The organism is Chryseobacterium camelliae (assembly GCF_030818575.1).
Lineage (GTDB): Bacteria > Bacteroidota > Bacteroidia > Flavobacteriales > Weeksellaceae > Chryseobacterium > Chryseobacterium camelliae_A.
The window spans coordinates 3,288,546-3,309,343 of sequence record NZ_JAUTAL010000001.1 but is presented as its reverse complement, the minus strand read 5'-3'; the positions used below and the strand labels follow the sequence as shown (position 1 = coordinate 3,309,343).

The following is a 20,798-nucleotide window of genomic DNA, read 5'->3' as shown; positions in this document are numbered from 1 at the left end:
TTATTTTACTTTAATATATTCAAAATATTTATAGTCTCTTGTTCTGGCTAATATTCCAAACTGTCCATCGGGCAGAATCAGCCTGTTATTCTTTTTAACAATATTAAAAACATGACCTTTAATAGTTGTGGAAATATTTTTGTACGCAAAAATAATCCCAATTTCTCCTTCTTTCATTCCTTCCTCTGCCTTGAGAGCTTCTAAAGTTGTTGGTTTAAACTTATCATTATAAATTTGTTCTAATAAATCAACTTCTTGTCCTTCAGAAGGTAATGCAGTCTTCAATTTACCTGTTGTTAGATATTCTATTACATTTTTAACCACATTTACACAATTAGTATTAGAAATCATAACAACTTCTCCATTTACCACGTGATGATTAAAATATGGTAGTACTTCATAAATGTAATCAATTGCATTTTCACCAGTAATTTTACCTCCAACTATAGCTTCCTGAAGAGCTTTCCATCCTGCTTCAAACTCTTCTGCTTTCATACTGAAGTTAGGAGGAACATTTTCCGCCATTCCTGCAAGGCGGCTTATCTCTTCATCAAGCTTTGTGATATTACCGCTAGCTTTTCTGTAGAGATAATCTAAAAATTTACCCGTTCTTCCAGCAGAATTTGCTTGAAAAAACTTTTTTCCTTTATAGAGGACTGCTATTTCTTTCTGTGCATTTTCTATAAAAAGTACATTCAGCTTCTCAAAATCAGAAGAATGCTCGGTAACCTTTTTAATGCCGTCTTTTAAAAGAACCCTTAATCCGTTCTTAGAATAATCCCTTAAAGGAAACGAATATAATGCATTTTTAATTAATTTTTGCAGGCTTTCCTGTTGACGCGGATATCGGGAAGTATACAGTACTTCTACGGTGACATCCAGTGCTTTTTCTGCTTTAGTCAGCATACTTGCCATTGCACTTGCCGTACCCTGAACCATATAAATATCATCCCATAATTTTAAAAGCTTTTTTCCTCTGGTGGTCATCTTAAGCTCATCTCTGAGGCGGGTCTCTATATAAAAATCTGAAAGGGCCACTCCGATATCTGCATAAGCCGCATATAAAGGCAATCCTGAAACTCCGGATTCAATGGTCGCAAGACTGGCTGAGATAACCATGAGATCCGCGGCGACGCGGAGACATCTTAATGCATCTTCAGCGGCTTTCTTTTGCGCGATGTGATACAAGAATAATGCAGGAACTTCAGTATCGGTTTCAAGGGTTTGAACGGTACCCGTCCGAAGCTTCATCTTTTCATACACCTTCAGGTGCAGCATATCCAGTGGTCTGAATTCTCCGTTTTCAATTTCGTTTTCAGCTTCAATCTCCTTTGTTTTCAGATTAAATACTTTTACAGTATTAATCAAGGTTACGATATTGTTAGGATCTCCTTCCATAAAATACCCTGTCAACTCACAATGCCTTTCTATCGTATCAGAATCCCTGCTCACACCTAATGCGAAAAGGGAACCTCTGTCCAGAGGCTGATGAGCATCATCCGTAGCATGCTGTGCCTGCATGAACGCCGTTACATAAATGACGAAAAGTTCCTTGTTTTCATACATTTGTCCATAAGCGGCCTGTGTGGTATCTGCAATGATGCCTTTTCCCATATAAACACTCTCTCCGTCTAAAGAATGATAAATATGAAGAATAAGCTTAGGGTCATTTTTTATTTTTTTGTAAACAAATTCCCCGGAAATGGCTGTTAGAATACGGATCGCATAACGGCTTTTATCGCGGAAAGGCTCTACTGCCAAAGCAGCGGCTTTGCCTATTGAATCTACATCACGGATTAATTGGGAATCAAAATTTAAAAACTGCAAAAAATGATCCCATAACATCCCGTCTGAAAGTTTCTTAGCTTTTCCTTTGTAATCCACCCCGGTCAGGGCAAAATTAGGAAGCTGGTTGTAGAAGAACATCAGGTCATCAATAGAGGTAAGCCCGTTTCCGGCCTCTTCAAAATGGGATATAAGCGCAACCTGTGCCTCCTGTCGATGGTACGGAAAAAGGTAGGTGATAGCAGCCATATAGTCTTCTGCATCGCTCAGCCTGATTTGTATGGCATCAGGAGATTCTGAAGAATAATGTACAGTGGCTTCCGTCTCGTTTATTACTGTTTTTGTGGCTTCCCGGTGGTAGTTACGATAAGGGATATTGATCGTACATTCTATTTTTCTCTCGCTGATTCCGATCTCCGTGTGATGGGTGTATTTTCGTGGGTCAATATAACCTGGGCTTACATTGACCCAGACCTTTTGATCAAGGCGTTCCAGAAAAGAGTTTTGAAATTGTTTTTCATCCAGCTTAGGCTCCTGGATAATTAATTTCTCAATCATCTTGGCCTTTACTTTTACATTGTCAATCTTTGCCGGAGGTATTTCTTTCAGGTTTACTTGTTCTACTTCCTGAGCATAATTGATAAAGTTTTTCTTGGCATCAAACAGATACGTGTTAAAATCTGTTGAAGAAGCAAGTAATGTGAAAAGCTTTCTTTCATCTACCCACAGATTTGTAAAAAAAGGTTCTATGGAATTGGTAGCGATTTTTTCTCCTCTCATATCTGCCCATATTTCCCGGCTGATCCTGTCAAAATCATCCATCCCTTTTAAAGAGTTTTTAAAATTCATCTTTAAGTTTTTTCATTATTAATATTTCATATTGTTCATATAGTATTCAGATCATTGAGATGGCATTAAGCCAATGTCTCAATAGCTTCAATGCAAATATCAATGCCGTTAACGACAGAACTTGACGTAAAAAAATAAATTATGATGTTTCAAAAAAGACATCTTAAGTGGATACACAGGCTTTATTTTTATATTCATTGTTCAATAATCTTTAATTTTAAATACATTTGTCCATTAAAATAAAACCCATTGGAACTCTATCCATCCATTGAAAAAGCCGACATTCAGGAAATCAAAAAGTTTCAGGAGCAGAAACTCCGCGAACTGTTGATTTATCTTCAGGACCGGTCACCGTTTTACCAGAGGCTGTTTAAAGATAACAGCATCCATATTCATGATATAAGGACCCTGGAAGACCTGCAGAAAATTCCTGTAACCACAAAGGATGACCTGCAGCAATACAACCATGACTTCTTCTGCATTACACCGGATAAAATTGTGGATTACAGCACAACTTCAGGTACGCTGGGAGATCCGGTAACATTCGGATTATCAGACCAGGACCTTGAAAGACTGTCTTATAACGAGGCTGTTTCCTTTGCCTGTGCCGGGATTAAAAAAGGTGATGTGGTGCAGATGATCACTACCATTGACAAACGCTTTATGGCCGGATTGGCTTATTTTTTAGGGCTGAGAAAAATGGGAGCAAGCGTCGTAAGGATGGGACCGGGGATTCCGGAGCTGCAATGGGATTCCATATTCCGGTACCAGCCGAAATACCTGATTACGGTTCCTTCCTTCCTGCTGAAGATGATCGACTATGCTGAAAAGAATGGTATTGATTATAAAAATTCCAGCGTTTATGGTGCAGTGTGCATCGGAGAAAGCATCAAAAATCAGGATTTTACAGACAATATCCTTTCAAAAAAGATCAAAGAAAAGTGGGACATCCAGTTGTTTTCCACTTATGCTTCCACGGAAATGAGTACGGCCTTCACCGAATGTGAGTTTCAGGCAGGAGGGCATCACCATCCGGAACTTATCATCACAGAAATTTTGGATGACTCGGGAAATCCGATTGCGGAAGGAGAGAGTGGCGAACTGACGATTACGACTTTAGGTGTTGAGGCGATGCCCTTGCTTAGGTTTAAGACCGGGGATATTGTGCAGGCACATTATGAGCCTTGCCGATGTGGCAGAAATACCATGAGGCTGGGTCCGGTCATCGGCAGAAAGCAGCAGATGATTAAATATAAAGGCACTACTTTATACCCGCCTGCGATGCATGATATCCTGAATGATTTCAGCGGGATCCAGTGTTACCAGATCGTCATTCATTCCAGTGACATCGGATTGGATGAAATCATCATCAAACTGAGTTCGGAACATGCAGATGAAGAGTTTGTGGGCGCAGTGAAGGATCATTTCCGGGCCAAACTTAGGGTAAGCCCTAAAATTGAACTCGTTGATTTCGATGTTTTATCAAAAGAAGTCTTTCATCCGAACAGCAGGAAGCCGATTACGCTGGTAGATTTGAGGTAGCAGACCTGATTGCAGCTGAATAATTTCAGGTTGAATATAAAAAGTAAATCCGCCTCCTGTGATGGAAGCGGATTTTTTATGACTTGATTTTTTCTGCTTTAATAAATTCTGCTAGATTTTTAACAGCCGTGTCGTGTATCCTGACGAATGTATTTTTTTTGTTCCAGACGTAGCCGGCTAAAACCGCGCAGATTTTCCTTTTAACATCCGGGTTTTCCGGCTGATGGAAAAACAGCTCCTGAAGATTGCCGGTATACCATTCTTTTACGTAAGTTGTAAATACATCTACACCATATAAGATGTAATCTGAATATTCCTTCTGCCAGTCGATCGTTTCGCCGTTCAGCTGCCGTAAAGCCAGTTTGGCGGCAAGCATTCCGGATTCTGTGGCGAAGGCCATCCCTGAAGAGAATACCGGATCAAGGAATTCCGAAGCATTTCCCGTTAAGGCAAATCCATCTCCGAATAGGCTTTTTACCGAACAGGAATAATCTTTCAGGTGCCTCGGCTCAAAAAGGAAATCAACCGCTCCGAAGCGTTTTACATAATAATCCGAAAGGGAAATCGCCTTTCTTAAGGCTTCTGCGGGGTCTCCGTTTTCCGATAGCAGTTCAATATATTCTGTGGGACCCACAATGCCAACACTGGTATTGCCATTGGAGAAAGGGATCACCCAAAGCCAGACTTCCGTTTCTATAATGTCAAATGAAATGAGGGTTCCTTCTGTGCCTTCTTCCCGGTTAATGTCTTGTACATGGGAGAAAATAGCCGAATGAGGTGACAGCTTTGAAGGTTTTTCCAGATCCAGAAGCCTCGGCAAAACTCTTCCGTAGCCGCTGGAATCAATCACGAATTTTGCGTGGATCTCTTTGGTTTCCCCGTTTTTGTTCTTTACGGTAGTTACCGAATCAGTTCCGTTAAAGGTGATTCCGGTTACCTCGGTTTCAAATTCCAGGTCAACACCTTTTTTAATGACTTCCTGGGCTAAGGCATTGTCAAAATCTGCTCTCGGAACCTGCCACGTCCAATCCCAACCTTCGCCGAATTTGTTGCTGAAATCAAAAATACATACTTCTTCTCCACGCAGGAACCGGGCACCCAGTTTTTTTTCAAAACCCATAGCGTCCAGTGCCGGGAACAGCCCTGCCTCATCAAAGTGGTCCATAACGCGGGGTATAAGACTCTCGCCTACCACCAGACGCGGGAACAGGGTTTTCTCAACCACTTTTACGTTGATGCCGTTGTTCTTTAAATAAGAAGAAGATACGCATCCCGAAGGCCCGGCCCCAATAACGAGGACATCAACCCATTCTTTAGTCATCTTTGATTTTTTATTTTAATAATAACTTTTATCTTTGCCGCAAAATTAATGACAATTAATTAATAATTTACAAATATATATTACATTAACTTTGATTGATGAAAATAAATAACTTTTTAGAACTGAAGGACTTTCAGAAAATCATTATTGAAAATGAAAATATAGAACTGGATGACGCACTTTTAATGAGAGTAGAGGAAAGTTTTCGTTTTTTAAAAGAATTTTCTAAAGATAAAGTAATATATGGAGTGAACACCGGTTTCGGTCCGATGGCCCAATTCAAGATCGGCGATGCTGATACGCACCAGCTTCAGTATAACCTGATCAGGAGCCATTCATCCGGTATCGGAAACCCACTTCCTGCTGATGAAGTCAAAGCCTGTATGCTTGCCAGGATGAATACCCTTTCATTAGGGAAATCCGGAGTACACCATTCTGTGGTGGAATTACTTAAAGAGTTGATTAACAGAGATATTATACCGCTGATATTTGAACACGGCGGTGTGGGGGCAAGCGGCGATCTGGTACAGCTGGCTCATTTAGCCCTGGTACTGATTGGTGAAGGAGAAGTTTTTTATAAAGGACAGAGGAAACGGACTGCCGAGGTTTTTGAAGCTGAAGGGCTTCAGCCGATAGCTGTAGAAATCCGCGAAGGCCTGGCCCTGATGAACGGAACTTCCGTAATGTCAGGAATTGGAGCCGTAAATGCATTTAAAGCCGGACGTCTGACGGAGATTTCCTTACAGCTTTCCTGCGCGATCAATGAGATTGTCCGGGCATACGATGACCATCTTTCCGAAGCTCTGAATGCCACCAAAAGGCATTATGGCCAGCAGAAAATTGCAGAAAGGATGCGTGAACACCTGGCCGACAGCAAGCTGATCCGTAAAAGAGCAGACCACCTGTATACCCGTTTTGAGGAACAGGAAAAGATATTTAAAGACAAAGTTCAGGAATACTATTCCCTTCGGTGTGTGCCTCAGATCCTCGGTCCTGTGCTGGATACCCTGGAATACACCGAAAAGGTACTTGAAAATGAGATCAACTCAGCCAATGACAATCCGATTATCAACGTTGAAGACCAGCATGTATACCATGGAGGAAACTTCCACGGTGATTACGTAGCTCTAGAAATGGACAAACTGAAAATTGCCGTTACCAAGCTTACGATGCTGGCAGAAAGACAGCTGAACTATCTTCTGAATGCGAAGATCAATGAGATCCTGCCTCCGTTTGTCAATCTCGGCAGATTAGGGCTTAATTTCGGGATGCAGGGCGTACAGTTCACGGCAACGTCCACCACGGCAGAAAGCCAGATGCTTTCCAACCCGATGTATATCCATAGTATCCCTAACAATAACGATAATCAGGATATCGTCAGTATGGGGACCAATGCTGCGGTCATTTGCAGAAAAGTGATCGAGAATGCATTTGAAGTTCTGAGCATTGAAGCCATAACCATTGTTCAGGCCATTGATTACCTTGGTTTTCAGGATCAGGTTTCATCTTCAACCAAGGCATTGTATGATGAAATACGGAATATCATTCCTGTATTTTCAGATGATATGGTGATGTATCCGTACCTTGAAGAGGTAAAGAAATATCTGAAGGGCATGTAACCTTCTCCAATAATGAATTGTCTTAATCTAAGATGAAGAATATAATTAAATCAGACGAATGAAACAGGAACATATGAAATGCGCAATTGTTACAGGAGGCTCCAGAGGCATCGGAAGGGCCATCTGCATCAAACTGGCAGAAGAGAAAAAGTATCATATCCTGATCAATTATACCTCCAATGGAGAGGCAGCAAGAGAAACGCTTGCTCAAGTGGAAGCGCTGGGATCCACGGGTGAAATCCTGAAATTTGATGTTGGCAATGCTGAAGAAACCCTTCAGGTATTAGGGCAGTGGCAGGAAAAGAATCCGGATTCTGTGGTTGAAGTCATCGTGAATAATGCCGGGATTACCAGAGACGGACTGTTCATGTGGATGCCGAGCGAAGACTGGAACAGCGTGATCAATACCAGCCTGAACGGCTTTTTCAATGTAACGAATTTCTTCATCCAGAAACTGTTGCGCAACAAATACGGAAGGATCATTAATATGGTGTCTGTTTCCGGTGTAAAAGGAACGGCGGGGCAGACCAATTATTCTGCTGCTAAAGGAGCTTTGGTGGGGGCTACAAAAGCACTTGCCCAGGAAGTCGCCAAAAGGAATATTACCGTAAATGCCGTAGCTCCGGGATTTATTAAAACCGATATGACGCAGGAATTTAATGAGGACGAGCTGAAAGCGATGATTCCGGTCAACCGCTTCGGGGAAGTAGAAGAAGTGGCAGACCTGGTCGCCTTCCTGGCTTCCAAGAAAGCATCTTATATTACCGGTGAGGTCATTAATATCAACGGGGGAATCTATTCTTAGATAATTAGCGATGTAACAGTTTGGTAATGTTATGATTAGATTATTGTTAAGTTGTTGATTCAGGCTATATAAAATTAAAAATTGTAAGTACTATATTCTTAAAAGTTGTTACACTGTTAAATTGGTAAATTGTTACATTTAGTAAATGGAAAATAGGGTAGTCATTACCGGAATGGGAATTTATTCCTGCATAGGAACCTCTCTGGATGAGGTGAAAGAGTCCCTTCTCAAGGGGAAGTCCGGGATTGTTCTGGTGGATAAAAGAAAAGAGTTCGGATTCAGGTCCGGGCTCAGTGGTGTTGTTCCTAAACCTGACCTGAAGAACCTGCTGAGCAGGAGGCAGCGCGTTAGCATGGGCGAGGAGAGTGAATACGCCTTTTTGGCCACAATGGATGCGTTACAGCAGGCCGGGATCAACCAGGATTTTCTGGATGCCAACGAAGTCGGTATCCTGTACGGCAATGACAGTGTATCCCAGGCTGTAGTGGAATCCATTGATATAGCCCGGGAAAAGAAAGATACCACCCTGATGGGTTCCGGTGCGATTTTCAAATCCATGAACTCCACCGTAACCATGAATCTTTCCACCATCTTCAGGCTACGGGGCATCAACCTGACCATCAGTGCAGCCTGCGCCAGCGGATCGCATTCTTTGGGACTGGCCTATATGATGATTAAAAACGGCTTTCAGGATATGATTGTATGTGGAGGCGCACAGGAAACCAACCACTATTCTATGGCAAGTTTTGATGGATTAGGGGTGTTTTCAGTACGGGAAGACGAGCCTACGAAAGCTTCACGGCCGTTTGACTCAGGAAGGGACGGTCTGATTCCAAGCGGTGGTGCCGCGACGCTGATTGTGGAAAGCCTGGAATCTGCACAGAAAAGAGGGGCGCATATCATTGCAGAAATTGCCGGATACGGATTTTCATCCAACGGAGGACATATTTCCACCCCAAATGTAGATGGTCCTGCGCTGGCCATGCAACGCGCACTTCAACAGTCGGGTCTTACAGTGAATGATATCGATTATATCAACGCCCACGCTACTTCCACGCCTATCGGGGATGCCAATGAAGCCAGGGCGATCTATGAGATTTTCGGCGGGGATATTCCTGTGAGTTCTACCAAATCCATGACAGGGCATGAATGCTGGATGGCGGGTGCCAGTGAAGTGATCTATTCCATATTAATGATGCAAAACGATTTTGTGGCTCCGAATATCAACCTGGAACATCCTGATGATGAAGCCCAAAGGATAAATATCATTGCTGAAACCAAAAGTCAAAAAATTGATGTATTTTTGTCGAATTCTTTCGGATTTGGGGGGACCAACTCCGCATTGATAGTAAAAAAATATAAATAAAACATGGAAAGGAAGAAAATTATTGCCACTGTTAATGATTTCCTGGTCAACGAATTTGAGGTAGACAGCGATGAGATCAGCAACGAAGCCAATTTTAAAAAAACATTAGGGCTGGATAGCCTCGATTATATTGACCTGGTAGTGGTTATCGAATCCAACTTCGGCGTGAAGCTGGGTGAGGCAGACTTTAAGAACATTGTGACCTTCGATGATTTCTACTCGAAGATTGAACATAAAATAGCTGAAAAAAACGCATAATTATCGATTAAAATCTACTTATTAAAGTTTAATGATCTAAAAATGAATCAGTTAATTCTGGTTTATTGTGTATTGTTAGTCCGAGACATCGCTAAATGAAAACCGTGAACAAGTGGAAAGGCAAATCCAAAGGCAATATTGCAGGCTATAAAATATTTGTCTGGTGCATCAGGAATATCGGGATCCGAAGTTCATATTTCGTTCTGTATTTTGTGGCAGCCTATTACTTTCTGTTCCTGAAAAAAAGCAGCCGGTCCATACGGTATTATTTTCATCATCGTTTGCATTACAGTCCTTTTAAAGCCAAGTGGTCCGTTTTTAAAAGCTATTTCACATTCGGAACGGTGCTGATTGATAAGACTGCAATCTCTGCAGGCCTGAGAGATAAGTTCACCTATGAATTTGACGGGATAGAAAACCTCCGGAACCTTTTGGCGGCAAAAAAGGGCGGCATCCTCATCAGTGCGCATATCGGTAATTTTGAAATCGCAGAGCATTTTTTTGCAGATATTGATTTTGATTGTCAGATTAATTTAGTTACTACAGATCAGGAAGTTACAGCTATAAAAGAATACCTTGACAGTGTCGCGGTAAGGAAAAGTAATACCAAGTTCATCTATGTGAAAGATGATATGTCGCACATCTTTGAGATCAATGATGCTCTGGCCAGGAATGAGCTCATTTGTTTTACTGGCGACCGTTATTTTGAAGGATCCAAATACCTTGAGGGAGAACTGTTGGGCAAAAGTGCCAGATTCCCGGCAGGCCCTTTCCTGATTGCCTCCCGGCTTGCCGTTCCCGTGGTATACGTCTATGTAATGAAGGAAGATAACCTGCATTACCACCTGTATGCGAGAATGGCTGAAAACGTTAAAAAAAGGGACGCTCAGGGTCTTTTAAACTCCTATACAGGGAATCTTGAAGCAATGATCCGGAAATATCCTCTCCAATGGTTTAATTACTTTGATTTTTGGGACGATATAGATCAGGCTTAAATATATGATGGCAGCTTTTCCGCCCTCCATTCCCGCTTTTTTATTCCCTGCCCGATACCCGGAGATAAAAAAGAGCTCCATTCAGGTCGGGCTGCAGATATCCGACCATTTAAAATTGTAATTTAGCAGAACAAAACAGATGTATTGAAAAAAGAATACGACATACTGGTGATCGGCAGCGGCCTTGGGGGCCTTGTTTCTGCACTCATTCTGGCTAAGGAAGGAATGAAAGTCGTTATCCTGGAAAAAAACAACCAGTATGGAGGAAATCTCCAGACTTTTTCAAGGAATAAAAAAATTTTTGATACCGGTGTACACTATCTCGGGGGTCTTTCGGAAGGCCAGAACCTTCATCGGTATTTTTCCTATCTGGAAATTATGGATGATCTTGAGATCCATCAAATGGATGAAGACGGTTATGACCATATTACTTTTGGCGAAGAAGCAACTGCATATCCGCATGCCCAGGGATATGAGAATTTCATAGCCCAGCTATCTCATTATTTTCCGGCAGAAAAAGAAAATATAGAAAACTACTGTGAAGGAATCCGGTACGTATGCAGTCAGTTCCCGCTTTATAACCTTGCTGTTAAAGAACAGTACAATGAAGAAGTGCTCCATCTTAATACAAGAAGATTCATAGAATCCATTACATCAGATAAAAAACTGCAATCCGTATTGTTAGGGGCCAATTTCCTATATGCCGGAAATTCTGAGGATGTTCCTTTTTATGTGCATGCTCTTACGGTCAACTCATATATGCAAAGTGCCTATAAATGCGTAAAAGGCGGAAGCCAGATTTCCAGGCTGCTCATCCGGAAATTAAGGGAATACGGAGCGGAAGTGTATAAACATACTGAAGTGTCAGAACTGGTTTTTGATGAATGGAATATCTTGAGGGCAGCGAAAACCACTGGCGGAAAAGTATTCACTGCCAAACAGTTTATTTCCAATGTAGATATCCGTGCTGCGGTTAAGCTCATTGGCGAAAAAAGGCTCAAGAAATCCTTTTTAAACAGGATTATGAGCTGGGAACCTACGTCTTCATGCTTCAGTGTCTACATGGTGCTGAAACCTAAGTCAATTCGTCATTTCAATCATAACGTATACCATTACGCATCAGAAGACAGTGTGTGGAATGCATTCCGGTACCGTAAAGAACAATGGCCTGAAAACTACATGCTTTCCTGTACGTCTTCCAGAACTAACCCGGAGTTTGCGGAAAGCCTTACAGCCATTTCCTATATGGATTTTGAAGAGGTGAAACAGTGGGAAGATACTGTAAATACGGTTGTTCATGAACATTCCCGGGGAGAAGCCTATGAGCATTTCAAAAAGGAAAAAGCAGAAGCTATGATTGGTGCTTTAGAGAAAAAAATACCTGACATCAGGCAATGTATAGATCATGTATATACTTCTTCGCCGCTGTCTTACCGGGATTATATCGGAAGCTTTGAAGGCAATATGTACGGATACCTTAAAAATTCGGAAAATCCGCTGAAAACAATGGTTTCACCCAGAACGAAGATTGATAACCTGTTTCTTACAGGGCAATCGGTAAATATGCACGGCATTCTCGGGGTTACCATCGGGGCTTTCGGTACCTGTGCTGAAATTCTCGGGAAAGAACTGATAAGTGAGCGTTTAAATGCATTAAAGGGCAGTTATGATAAACAGTAGACCTCTGCATCGTAGCAAAAAACTATATGGCCGGTCTTTCAGCCGGTTAGGTTACGTGATGCATATGGTAACCATTTTTTCTTTGTTATGGATGCTGAGTTCCTGCGGCGTTTCCAGATCGGTGCACCATATCCCGGATATCAGTGCCTATTCTGCTGAGGTTCCTGAGGTAAGGCGGATTAATGATTCCACCTTCAGTTTCAGGGAAAACTACCTTACCAAAAATAAACAGCAGCTCTGGGAACTGTATATCAAAGGAAATCCTCTGGAATTAGGGTATAATAATGGCGCGCTTACCCAGCCATTGATGCAGAAGCAGGAAGAAATTTTCTTTTCCAAGATAGAAGGATTCGTACCTTCTAAATTCAGGCAAAAACTGTTGCGTGGATTCCTGAAATGGTATAACAGGAAAATGTACCTGAACGTCCGTGAAGACTACCAGGCAGAACTCTACGGCCTGTCCCGCTACTCATCGGACCGCTACAATTTTATAGCCCCGAAATACCTCAGGAACCTCTACCTGCATGGTGCCCATGATATCGGCCATGCCCTGCAGGACCTGGCTATGGTGGGCTGCACTTCCGTGGCTGTCTGGGACCAGTATACGGATGACGGCAACTTATTGATCGGAAGGAATTTCGATTTTTATGTAGGGGATGACTTCGCACAGAATAAAGTGGTTGAATTTGTGGAGCCGGACCGGGGGATTCCCTACCTTTCAGTCAGCTGGCCCGGAATGATCGGCGTGGTTTCAGGGATGAATAAATCCGGAATTACCGTTACCATCAATGCAGGAAAATCCAAAATCCCTTTAACAGCAAAAACACCGATTTCATTCGTCACCAGGGAGATCCTTCAATATGCCGAAACCATCGATCAGGCTATAGCCATTGCCAGAAAGAGAAAGGTATTTGTTTCCGAATCCATATTGGTTGGAAGCGCCCATGACCGGAAAGCCGTGATCATTGAGGTATCACCGGATAATTTCGGAGTATATCAGGCTGAAAATTCGGATAAACTTTTCTGTACGAACCATTTCCAGTCGGATGCATATGCTCATGATAAAAGAAACCAAAAACACATCCTTGAGAGCCATTCAGAGTACCGGTATGAGAAGCTTCAGGAGCTTATGGAAAAAAACAGGACCCTGAACCCCGAAAAAATGGCGGCTTTGCTGAGAGACCGGTCAGGGTTGAAAGACCGTGCGTTAGGATATGGTAATGAAAAGGCGATCAATCAGCTCATCGCTCATCATGCCGTTATATTCTCACCTGAAAAAAGACTGGTTTGGGTATCTTCCAATCCATATCAGCTGGGTGAATTTGTCTGTTATGACCTCAACAAAATCTTTTCCGGAAAATCCAAGGAGGGCGGCTTTTCTGTACCCGGAATGACCATTGCGGAGGATCCGTTTGTCCGGACTTCAGATTTTAAGAAGTACCAGGAATACAAAACACTCAGTCCGGTCATTGAAAAAGCAATCCATCATACAGAGGCAGAACTCAATGAGGAATGGATTGCGCATTATCAATCCTTAAATCCTGATTTCTGGCTGGTGTACGAGCGTGCCGGAAGGTACTATTTTGAAAGAGGCGAATACGCAAAAGCAAAAACAGAATTTGAAAAAGCCCTTACCAAAGAAATTACTACGGTTCCGGATAAGGAAAATACAGAAAAATACCTGAAGAAGACGCTCAGGAAGCTAAAATGATCATCGGAAGAAACTTATTCAGCAGGATGCGACTTGCTAAACGGTTCATCAGCATCCGGGCTTATCCTGTTCAGCAGAACAAACGTTACCACTCCTGAGACGGCAGACAATACGGTAGCGAGAATGAAACTCCCTATGATATACTGAAGCAGATGGCTCTTAACAAGCTCAAAATTCAGCTCATCGTTCACAATGCTGCTGTCACCTTGTACAAACGGTGCACCCAGGAATAATGAAGCAGCGATGATAAAAGGAATAAAAGGCGGAAGGCTCACGTTTGAAGCCATGAAAGCCAGTACCTTATTCAGCTTGAACAATACGGATAACGAAATTACCAGCAATGTATGAAATCCCCACAGTGGCGACAGGCCTACGAAAACTCCCAATGCCACAGAAAATGCCTTGATACGGTTGCTGCCATCACTTTCCAGAACATCCTCTTTAATAAACCGCTTAAAACTTTTCTTCCTGAAATTATGCACAAACCTTCTGGGAATAATGTAAACCAGCGCTATAGCAACCAGAATGGTATTCAGGATGCTGATACGGGTAAAATCCTTGAAGGGCCTGAAATGGGATACCCTTTCTGCCGGGTCATACAAGACCTTTACCGGTACGTTTTTTACAGGGATATGCATCCATGCGGAACGTACGATGATCTCAATCTCAAACTCAAATTTCGGGGTAAAATACTTCTTCGGTATTTTGTGTAAAGGGTAAAGACGGTAGCCGGACTGGGTATCTTCCAGCCTGATGCCTGTTTCAAACCAGAACCAGAAATTAGAAAACCGGTTCCCGAAACTGCTTTTTTTAGGAATTCCGTCCTGGGACATATTTCGGTTACCAATCAGCAGCAGGTCTTCATTTTCTTTCAAAAGAGCTTCAACAAATACCGGAATGTCATCCGGATAATGCTGCCCGTCTGAATCAATAGTGATGGCATAATCATAACCTGTAGTCTGAGCAGTCCTAAAACCTGTCTTCAGGGCATTGCCTTTCCCTTTGTTTACCGGAAGATGGATGACCACAACATCAGGATATCCTGCTAAGATACCGGGTGTGGCATCTGTAGAACCGTCATTTACGATAATAATGCTTTCCGTATAGACAAGAACGCCGTCAATAACCCTCTGCAGGGTCTTTGCATTGTTGTAGGTAGGAATAAGGACACAGATCTTCTTTTCAGAAATGAAGTGCCGAACTTCAGGGAGGGTCATGGCGATTACTTAAGGGCTGAACGTTCTGTATCAGTTATGGTTTTAGACTGTGAGGCGAACCTTTTGATATAGCTTTTGAGACTGCTGTTCTGTTTGCTGTAGTTGCTCAGGATGAACGCTTTGTCTTCATTCATGTTTTTATGGTATCCGACAATTTTAGGGATGTTTTCCTGTACACTCAAACGGATCAGCCTTAACTCGAGGTTATTCGGATTGCTTTTGATCACATTTTCAAGGCTCGTGGCTCCGGCTTTGACAAACATTTTGCGCTTCCCTTTTTCCGTGGTTACCTTGGCTTCCATAATCTGCGCAGCAGCTTTATACCCGAGGATAACAGGATCTGATCCAGACTGTTTATCCGCTACATTGATGAATGCTCTGGTATTGGCCGTAGACTGATTGGCTTTGGCGTAACTGTACCGCAAAGATTCAATCTCCGAAGTCTGGAAAAAAAAGACCAATGCCGCTATAATTGAGAAAATGAATTTCATGATGCTAATTTTTGATAATGTACTGACATTTTTAATGCAATAGTCTCGCCAAAGGTCGTGACATTTTTTACCTTAACATCCTTTTCATGTTCCGAAATATCAAGTTGCAAAAGGAGTTCCGGAGTTTCAAACGGATTGATGATGGCCATGAACTTTACATTGGATGCCGATTTAAGAAACAGCCTGGCCCCGGTATATTCTTCAGTAATTTCTTTTATAATCTGCATCATGCATACTCCCGGAGTAACCGGATTACCGGGAAAATGCCCCTTGAAGATATCATGGTCTTTATTGAGTATGATGCGGGCGGTAAAATGGCCGTTTTCTGTTTTTTCGGTTGACTGTACTGTATAAAAGTCTGTAAAAATGCTTTGCATACGGTTGTTTTTAAGATTAAGCTACAGGCTCCTGCTTATTTCCCGGCTTACTAGTAGCGTGAACGAATAAATGCATGAGCAAAACATCAGAGATAAAAAAGTATAGTTTCCTCATGTGCCTATTCTGTTTCTGAGATCTGAAATAATCGGATGCTGATTTTATAATCCCTGTGCTGTAGCTGTATACTGTCTGCGAAGATATGTTTTTTTGCACCGAAAGTAAAATCAATTTTTTCACGGTCTTTTTCAGTGTATACAATCTGTCTCAGCATGTTTGTCTCTTTATCAAAGAAGAGATAGTATTGTTCCCTGCCGGCTTTTGACATATAAATCCTGAATTGTTCGTTTTCAAAAGTCTGATTTACAGGATACTGTCTTTTCAGTAGCTTTCGGAAATCATTTTTCAGGAAGTTGATTATGATTTTCCTATCCAGATCAGGAATAACATAGTTGATTTTAAAATCCGTATCGGAAATGGTGAAATCAATCAGTTTATTGCCGAAATCGGAAGTAAGGGCTACACGGTGAGCACCGTTTTCCGTTTTTTTAATGATGAGGATTCCGCTGACATGGTTGCTGTAAATATCCATCTGGCACTTATACACATAATCTTCTCCGGAAGAAAAATAAAGGTTCTCCGCAGTTTTCAGTGTATCAGAGGCCGGCTTTACATCTGAAAGCTTATAAGTCGTACAGCTGATCAGCCCTAAAAACAGAATGCTATAAAGAAAACTCTGACGCAGGAACCGGTGCATTGGTCTTGGTATTTTTAAAAACGATGTTGGTAGTATCCCCAGAGGCTTCCAGCATATTTACCTGTGAAACCGTTGACTGGTTTTTAGGGAAATAGAGCTCAATCTGTTTGATGTATTTCAGGAGCTGGGAAGATCTGGGTGTGAATTTTGCGATATTGAAGCCGTTGTTCTTAAAATAGGACACCGTAAATTCCGGGTCATTGAACATCTGTCCGTTAGAGCTTCCTACAATCAGCTTATTGATCTTTTCAAAGGTTTTACTTTTGGCATCTACCGAAGATTTTTTCCCCTGGTCATTGATGAAAATCTTATTGTCTTTGAAAACAATGGCATACTGGTAAGGCTTGGTATATTTCCAGTTCAGCGTATTTGGGGCTTTCAGCGACATCCTTCCCTGGGTTACGATGCTCTTATCCAGGAAATCCATTTTCTTGGTCTGGGTAAAGTCGCTCTGCAGGGTTTTGATCTGCCGGCTCTCTGCTGAAACTTTGGCCACAAAAGCTTTTGCTTCAGTACCAGTCATTGCTGTATTTTGCGCAGAGGCAAATCCTGAGAAAAGGAATACAATTCCTAAAGCCATATTTTTAATCATGATATTCCGGTTTGATGAGTGAATCGATGGTGTACGTATTATACTTTTTATCCTTCAAAAATAATAATAAATCTTTCAGGACAAGGGTTGTTTTTTCTGAAGTGTCATGAAGGAGCACAATGCTTCCGGGACGGATTCTTTTTACAATCCTTCTGTAAATAGCCGGAGCATGTTCAGTTACCGTATCCAGCGAACGCACATTCCATCCGATACTTTTTTTACCGGTCCTTTTAATAGCTTTGGCAATATTAGGATTGGTTACTCCGAACGGAGGTCGATATAATGGGGTCTTAATATTTCCGGTTCTGACCATAGCTGCATCGCAATGCTTGATCTCTTCCGTCATAGCAGCAGCGGATAGAAATCCTGTGGATTTGGAATGGCTGTAGGTATGGTTTCCTATTGTGTGGCCTTCCGAAATAATCCTCCTGAATATTTCAGGATATTTTTCAACCTGCTTGCCGATGCAGAAAAATGTAGCCTTGAGCTGATGTTCATGAAGCAGGTCAAGGACAACCTGGGTAAATTCGGTAGGGCCGTCATCAAAAGTCAGTGCAATTTCTTTCTTTTTTGTTCTTTTATGGGTGATACTGTTCACAAAATACCCCAGCCGGATGTCAAAAGAAGCCCAGATGACCACAGCTGAGAACCATATGAAGCAGAACACATATACCCAGAATCCTCCCTTAAACCCATAGATAAACAGGTTGCAGAACAGGTAAAACAGGATAAACAGGTAATGTTTCATATTTTGAATATCATTAAATCAGTTAAGAATCAGCTTTTTGCAGCAGCATGAGGCTATGGTCATGCCCTTTCAGATGATTGTATAAGAGCACATTTTTAATGCCGTTCTTTGGTACAGTGTTGATCCTCATTATTTCCGGGATCAGCTGTTCTTTAAGGATATGGCAAGCCATGAACACTGAAAATCCGCTGGATGTATTGAATTCGCCGCTCAGGTGTTTATAGTACAGCAATGCAGAATCCGGGAAAATTTTCACCGCTTCTGTATAAAAAATATCCGAAGCAGCATCACCGCTGAAGCCCAAGATTACAGCATCAATATCATGGGGACCGATATGGTTTTGAGCTAAAAACTGTGTGATAAATTCGGAGGTTTCCTCAGCCTTCAGCGTATTGATGATCTTAATATCCTTCAGTTCAGCATAGGTACTTTCAGATTTACTTTTGCCCAGGACAAAAAAGCTGGCTCCTTCTCCCCAGGTTACCCCATCAGTATCTGAATGAAGGTGGTCAGCAGGGAGGTTTTCTTCTTTTTTCAGGCTTCCGTTCAGCCTATGAAGTTCCATTACACGGTCTGTTTTCTCGTCTGTAGAACCTGTAAGGATATTTTCTGCCTCACCGTCATTGATCTGGAGTTTGGCGTCCAGAAATGAAAATTCCAGAGCAGAAGACGTGTTCACATAGGTGAAATTATAGGCATGGCACTGAATCCCCAGCGTGATTTGCCCTGCTACTGTATTATGGGTAGACTGGATGAAATACGTAGGGGTCAGGAATTCCTCATGATTGTCTATGACATTTTTCAGGAACTTTTCAGAATCCTGGCAGCATCCCATCCCCGTACCCACGATAATGGCGTCCGGCTGGTCAATCCCTGCTTCCTTTAAAGCATAATGTGCTGCTACGGTACTCATTTTTACCGTTTTGGACATCCGCCTGATCATGGCAGGAGGAATAAATTCTTTATAATTGGGTTCTATAGCCTGCAAAATCTGCTCTGCGTTCTGTAGCTGAAGGTGATTCATAAAACCTTCCTTCAGGGTTTCCTGGGCTGAGATGCAGGCTGCGCTGTTGATATAAACGGAACTCATGATTCTGAAAAAATTAAAGTGGAACAGTTCCCGCCGAATCCAAAAGAATTGGACAGCACATGGCGGATGCTTTTATCTTTCCGTTCAGTAACGGGGATGAGGTCGAACTCTTCCATTTTGGTGGTGAAATTCAGGTTCGGAAAAATGGTATTGTGTTGTATGGCCAAAAGTGAGAATACGGCTTCAATCCCTGCGGCGGCGGCAAGTGTATGTCCGGTAAACGCCTTAGTAGAGCTGAATTCCGGCACAAGGCCTTCCCCGAATATCCTGATCATGGCAATGCCTTCAGATAAATCATTGTTAGGTGTGGCAGTTCCGTGCACATTGATGTAATCAATATCTTCCCTGGCCAGCCCGGAAACCTGTAAGGCCTTCTGCATGGCAAGGTAAGCGCCCTGCCCGTTTTCAGAAGATGCGGTCTGGTGATGGGCATCATTGGCATTTCCGTATCCGGAAAGGTAGCCTAAGACTTTTTTATGGTCTTTTTTTACCGCTTCATCAGATTCCAGCACCAGAAAAGCGGCAGCTTCACCCAGGTTAAGCCCTTTTCTGTTTTGGTCGAAAGGCGTATTATAGGAATCGGTGAGGATCATCAGGGTATTAAAACCATTCAGGGTAAATTTGGAGAGAGAATCTGTGCCGCCCACAATTACCCGGTCCAGTACGCCGCTTTTGATGAGTTTGGCCCCCATCATAATGGCGTTGGCTGCGGATGAACATGCGGTACTGATCGTGGAAACCATTCCTTTCAGCCCCAGATCTTCTGCGATAGCCAGTGAGGAATTGCCAGCATCATGTGCATCGATGTATTTTATTTTCTCAGGATGGTTTTCGTAGGTGTAGAAGAAGTTTTCTGTGATATCCATTCCCCCCACGCTTGTAGAGGAGATCAGCCCGGTCCTGCATTCATTGATATCTGAAATCCCTGCTTTTTCAACCGCTTCTCTTGCCGCCCAGATGCCCAGTAAAGCTGTTCTGGTCAGGTTATTGTTTTCAGGCAGGCCCAGTTTCCGGATCAGGTCTTCATTAGACAGTTTGATTTCCCCGGTCTTTATGGTTCCTGCATGGCGGGTTTCAAAGAGTTCAATATCAGAAATACCATGTTTCCCGGATTGTAAAGAAATAAAATTTTCCTCCACGTTATGACCGATGGAGGAAATGATGCCCATTCCCGTAATGGCAATTTTTCCGCCCATTACTTATTTATTTTGTTCTGTTTTCTTCAATAAATTTAGCCATCGTATCGATAGACTGGAAAATTTCTTTTCCTTTTTTAGGGTCGGAAAGTTTGATGCCGTAATCTTTGTCCAAAAGAACGATCAGTTCAAGGGCATCAATAGAATCCAGCCCAAGCCCGCCTCCGAATAAAGGATCGGTATCCTGGATCTCTTCTACGGCAACGTCTTCAAGATTAAGGACTTCAATGATTTTGTGTTTTAATTCTTCTCTTAAATTTTCCATAAAGATTTTAATTTGAAAATAGGTTAATTAGATAATCTGAAAGTGGATTAAAACTATATCTTATACGTGGGTTTTAAATTAAAGATACTTTCTTAATGATTTTTGTACGCTCATTGCAGTATTTACATTCTCAAAA

The 20,798-nt window shown here is 42.1% G+C and carries 19 protein-coding genes; 8 read left to right on the top strand and 11 right to left on the bottom strand.

What is annotated here, in order from left to right; translation table 11 throughout:
- Complete coding sequence (locus QE404_RS15105; protein ID WP_307451832.1) at window positions 1–2,634, bottom strand: hypothetical protein; 2,634 nt, start codon at window positions 2,632–2,634, stop codon at window positions 1–3.
- A 249-nt stretch (window positions 2,635–2,883) separates the two neighbouring features.
- Between QE404_RS15105 and QE404_RS15100 the strand changes: the two genes are divergently transcribed.
- On the top strand, window positions 2,884–4,176 hold the full coding sequence (locus QE404_RS15100) for a phenylacetate--CoA ligase family protein (protein WP_307451830.1): 1,293 nt from the start codon (window positions 2,884–2,886) through the stop codon (window positions 4,174–4,176).
- A 76-nt stretch (window positions 4,177–4,252) separates the two neighbouring features.
- On the opposite strand, the gene QE404_RS15095 is transcribed toward QE404_RS15100, so the two are convergent.
- Window positions 4,253–5,497 carry an NAD(P)/FAD-dependent oxidoreductase gene (locus QE404_RS15095; RefSeq protein ID WP_307451829.1) on the bottom strand — a complete coding sequence of 415 codons (1,245 nt, stop codon included), beginning with the start codon at window positions 5,495–5,497 and terminating at the stop codon, window positions 4,253–4,255.
- A 98-nt stretch (window positions 5,498–5,595) separates the two neighbouring features.
- Between QE404_RS15095 and QE404_RS15090 the strand changes: the two genes are divergently transcribed.
- The 7 genes from QE404_RS15090 (at window position 5,596) to QE404_RS15060 (ending at window position 13,931) form a co-directional block, all read left to right on the top strand.
- The gene (locus QE404_RS15090; RefSeq protein WP_307451827.1) at window positions 5,596–7,116 is read left to right on the top strand and encodes an HAL/PAL/TAL family ammonia-lyase; all 1,521 of its coding nucleotides are present in this window, start codon (window positions 5,596–5,598) and stop codon (window positions 7,114–7,116) included.
- A 73-nt stretch (window positions 7,117–7,189) separates the two neighbouring features.
- Window positions 7,190–7,921, top strand: coding sequence for a 3-oxoacyl-ACP reductase FabG (gene fabG, locus QE404_RS15085; protein ID WP_307453411.1), 732 nt, complete (start codon window positions 7,190–7,192; stop codon window positions 7,919–7,921).
- A gap of 145 nt (window positions 7,922–8,066) precedes the next feature.
- Complete coding sequence (locus tag QE404_RS15080; RefSeq protein ID WP_307451825.1) at window positions 8,067–9,287, top strand: beta-ketoacyl-[acyl-carrier-protein] synthase family protein; 1,221 nt, start codon at window positions 8,067–8,069, stop codon at window positions 9,285–9,287.
- 3 nt (window positions 9,288–9,290) lie between these two features.
- Window positions 9,291–9,545 (top strand): acyl carrier protein, encoded by a 255-nt coding sequence (locus QE404_RS15075; protein ID WP_307451823.1) that lies wholly within the window; start codon window positions 9,291–9,293, stop codon window positions 9,543–9,545.
- 104 nt (window positions 9,546–9,649) lie between these two features.
- Window positions 9,650–10,540, top strand: coding sequence for an LpxL/LpxP family acyltransferase (locus tag QE404_RS15070; RefSeq protein ID WP_307451820.1), 891 nt, complete (start codon window positions 9,650–9,652; stop codon window positions 10,538–10,540).
- 144 nt (window positions 10,541–10,684) lie between these two features.
- The gene (locus QE404_RS15065; RefSeq protein ID WP_307451818.1) at window positions 10,685–12,220 is read left to right on the top strand and encodes a phytoene desaturase family protein; all 1,536 of its coding nucleotides are present in this window, start codon (window positions 10,685–10,687) and stop codon (window positions 12,218–12,220) included.
- A gap of 58 nt (window positions 12,221–12,278) precedes the next feature.
- On the top strand, window positions 12,279–13,931 hold the full coding sequence (locus QE404_RS15060; RefSeq protein WP_307453408.1) for a C45 family peptidase: 1,653 nt from the start codon (window positions 12,279–12,281) through the stop codon (window positions 13,929–13,931).
- A 14-nt stretch (window positions 13,932–13,945) separates the two neighbouring features.
- Here QE404_RS15060 and QE404_RS15055 read toward each other — a convergent pair whose 3' ends face one another.
- The 9 genes from QE404_RS15055 to QE404_RS15015 form a co-directional block, all read right to left on the bottom strand.
- Window positions 13,946–15,148, bottom strand: coding sequence for a DUF2062 domain-containing protein (locus QE404_RS15055; RefSeq protein ID WP_307451817.1), 1,203 nt, complete (start codon window positions 15,146–15,148; stop codon window positions 13,946–13,948).
- Window positions 15,149–15,153: 5 nt separating this feature from the next.
- Window positions 15,154–15,639 carry a hypothetical protein gene (locus QE404_RS15050; protein WP_307451815.1) on the bottom strand — a complete coding sequence of 162 codons (486 nt, stop codon included), beginning with the start codon at window positions 15,637–15,639 and terminating at the stop codon, window positions 15,154–15,156.
- The gene (locus QE404_RS15045; protein WP_307451813.1) at window positions 15,636–16,016 is read right to left on the bottom strand and encodes a 3-hydroxyacyl-ACP dehydratase; all 381 of its coding nucleotides are present in this window, start codon (window positions 16,014–16,016) and stop codon (window positions 15,636–15,638) included. The genes QE404_RS15050 and QE404_RS15045 overlap by 4 nt, the downstream gene beginning before the upstream one ends.
- Window positions 16,017–16,135: 119 nt before the next feature.
- Entirely contained in the window at window positions 16,136–16,771 is a 636-nt protein-coding gene (locus tag QE404_RS15040; RefSeq protein ID WP_307451811.1) for a hypothetical protein, read from the bottom strand.
- A complete protein-coding gene (locus QE404_RS15035; protein ID WP_307451809.1) occupies window positions 16,737–17,363 on the bottom strand; it encodes a LolA family protein in 627 nt (208 codons plus the stop codon). Before QE404_RS15035 ends, QE404_RS15040 begins: the two co-directional genes overlap by 35 nt.
- Window positions 17,356–18,111, bottom strand: a complete 756-nt coding sequence (locus QE404_RS15030) for a polysaccharide deacetylase family protein (RefSeq protein ID WP_307451806.1) — start codon at window positions 18,109–18,111, stop codon at window positions 17,356–17,358. Before QE404_RS15030 ends, QE404_RS15035 begins: the two co-directional genes overlap by 8 nt.
- A gap of 22 nt (window positions 18,112–18,133) precedes the next feature.
- Window positions 18,134–19,201, bottom strand: coding sequence for a beta-ketoacyl synthase N-terminal-like domain-containing protein (locus QE404_RS15025; RefSeq protein WP_307451804.1), 1,068 nt, complete (start codon window positions 19,199–19,201; stop codon window positions 18,134–18,136).
- Window positions 19,198–20,397 carry a beta-ketoacyl-[acyl-carrier-protein] synthase family protein gene (locus tag QE404_RS15020; protein ID WP_307451802.1) on the bottom strand — a complete coding sequence of 400 codons (1,200 nt, stop codon included), beginning with the start codon at window positions 20,395–20,397 and terminating at the stop codon, window positions 19,198–19,200. The genes QE404_RS15025 and QE404_RS15020 overlap by 4 nt, the downstream gene beginning before the upstream one ends.
- 7 nt (window positions 20,398–20,404) lie before the next feature.
- Window positions 20,405–20,662, bottom strand: coding sequence for a phosphopantetheine-binding protein (locus QE404_RS15015; protein WP_307451800.1), 258 nt, complete (start codon window positions 20,660–20,662; stop codon window positions 20,405–20,407).
- Window positions 20,663–20,798: the final 136 nt, after the last annotated feature.

Bases quoted from the DNA above. Each gene is read 5' to 3' on its own strand.
- QE404_RS15095 (WP_307451829.1), bottom strand. From the start codon at position 5,497: ATGACTAAAGAATGGGTTGATGTCCTCGTTATTGGGGCCGGGCCTTCG.
- QE404_RS15030 (WP_307451806.1), bottom strand. From the start codon at position 18,111: ATGAAACATTACCTGTTTATCCTGTTTTACCTGTTCTGCAACCTGTTT.
- QE404_RS15025 (WP_307451804.1), bottom strand. From the start codon at position 19,201: ATGAGTTCCGTTTATATCAACAGCGCAGCCTGCATCTCAGCCCAGGAA.
- QE404_RS15080 (WP_307451825.1), top strand. From the start codon at position 8,067: ATGGAAAATAGGGTAGTCATTACCGGAATGGGAATTTATTCCTGCATA.
- QE404_RS15040 (WP_307451811.1), bottom strand. From the start codon at position 16,771: ATGCACCGGTTCCTGCGTCAGAGTTTTCTTTATAGCATTCTGTTTTTA.
- QE404_RS15055 (WP_307451817.1), bottom strand. From the start codon at position 15,148: ATGACCCTCCCTGAAGTTCGGCACTTCATTTCTGAAAAGAAGATCTGT.
- fabG (WP_307453411.1), top strand. From the start codon at position 7,190: ATGAAATGCGCAATTGTTACAGGAGGCTCCAGAGGCATCGGAAGGGCC.
- QE404_RS15090 (WP_307451827.1), top strand. From the start codon at position 5,596: ATGAAAATAAATAACTTTTTAGAACTGAAGGACTTTCAGAAAATCATT.
- QE404_RS15105 (WP_307451832.1), bottom strand. From the start codon at position 2,634: ATGAATTTTAAAAACTCTTTAAAAGGGATGGATGATTTTGACAGGATC.
- QE404_RS15015 (WP_307451800.1), bottom strand. From the start codon at position 20,662: ATGGAAAATTTAAGAGAAGAATTAAAACACAAAATCATTGAAGTCCTT.
- QE404_RS15075 (WP_307451823.1), top strand. From the start codon at position 9,291: ATGGAAAGGAAGAAAATTATTGCCACTGTTAATGATTTCCTGGTCAAC.
- QE404_RS15050 (WP_307451815.1), bottom strand. From the start codon at position 15,639: ATGAAATTCATTTTCTCAATTATAGCGGCATTGGTCTTTTTTTTCCAG.
- QE404_RS15060 (WP_307453408.1), top strand. From the start codon at position 12,279: ATGCATATGGTAACCATTTTTTCTTTGTTATGGATGCTGAGTTCCTGC.
- QE404_RS15045 (WP_307451813.1), bottom strand. From the start codon at position 16,016: ATGCAAAGCATTTTTACAGACTTTTATACAGTACAGTCAACCGAAAAA.
- QE404_RS15020 (WP_307451802.1), bottom strand. From the start codon at position 20,397: ATGGGCGGAAAAATTGCCATTACGGGAATGGGCATCATTTCCTCCATC.
- QE404_RS15035 (WP_307451809.1), bottom strand. From the start codon at position 17,363: ATGATTAAAAATATGGCTTTAGGAATTGTATTCCTTTTCTCAGGATTT.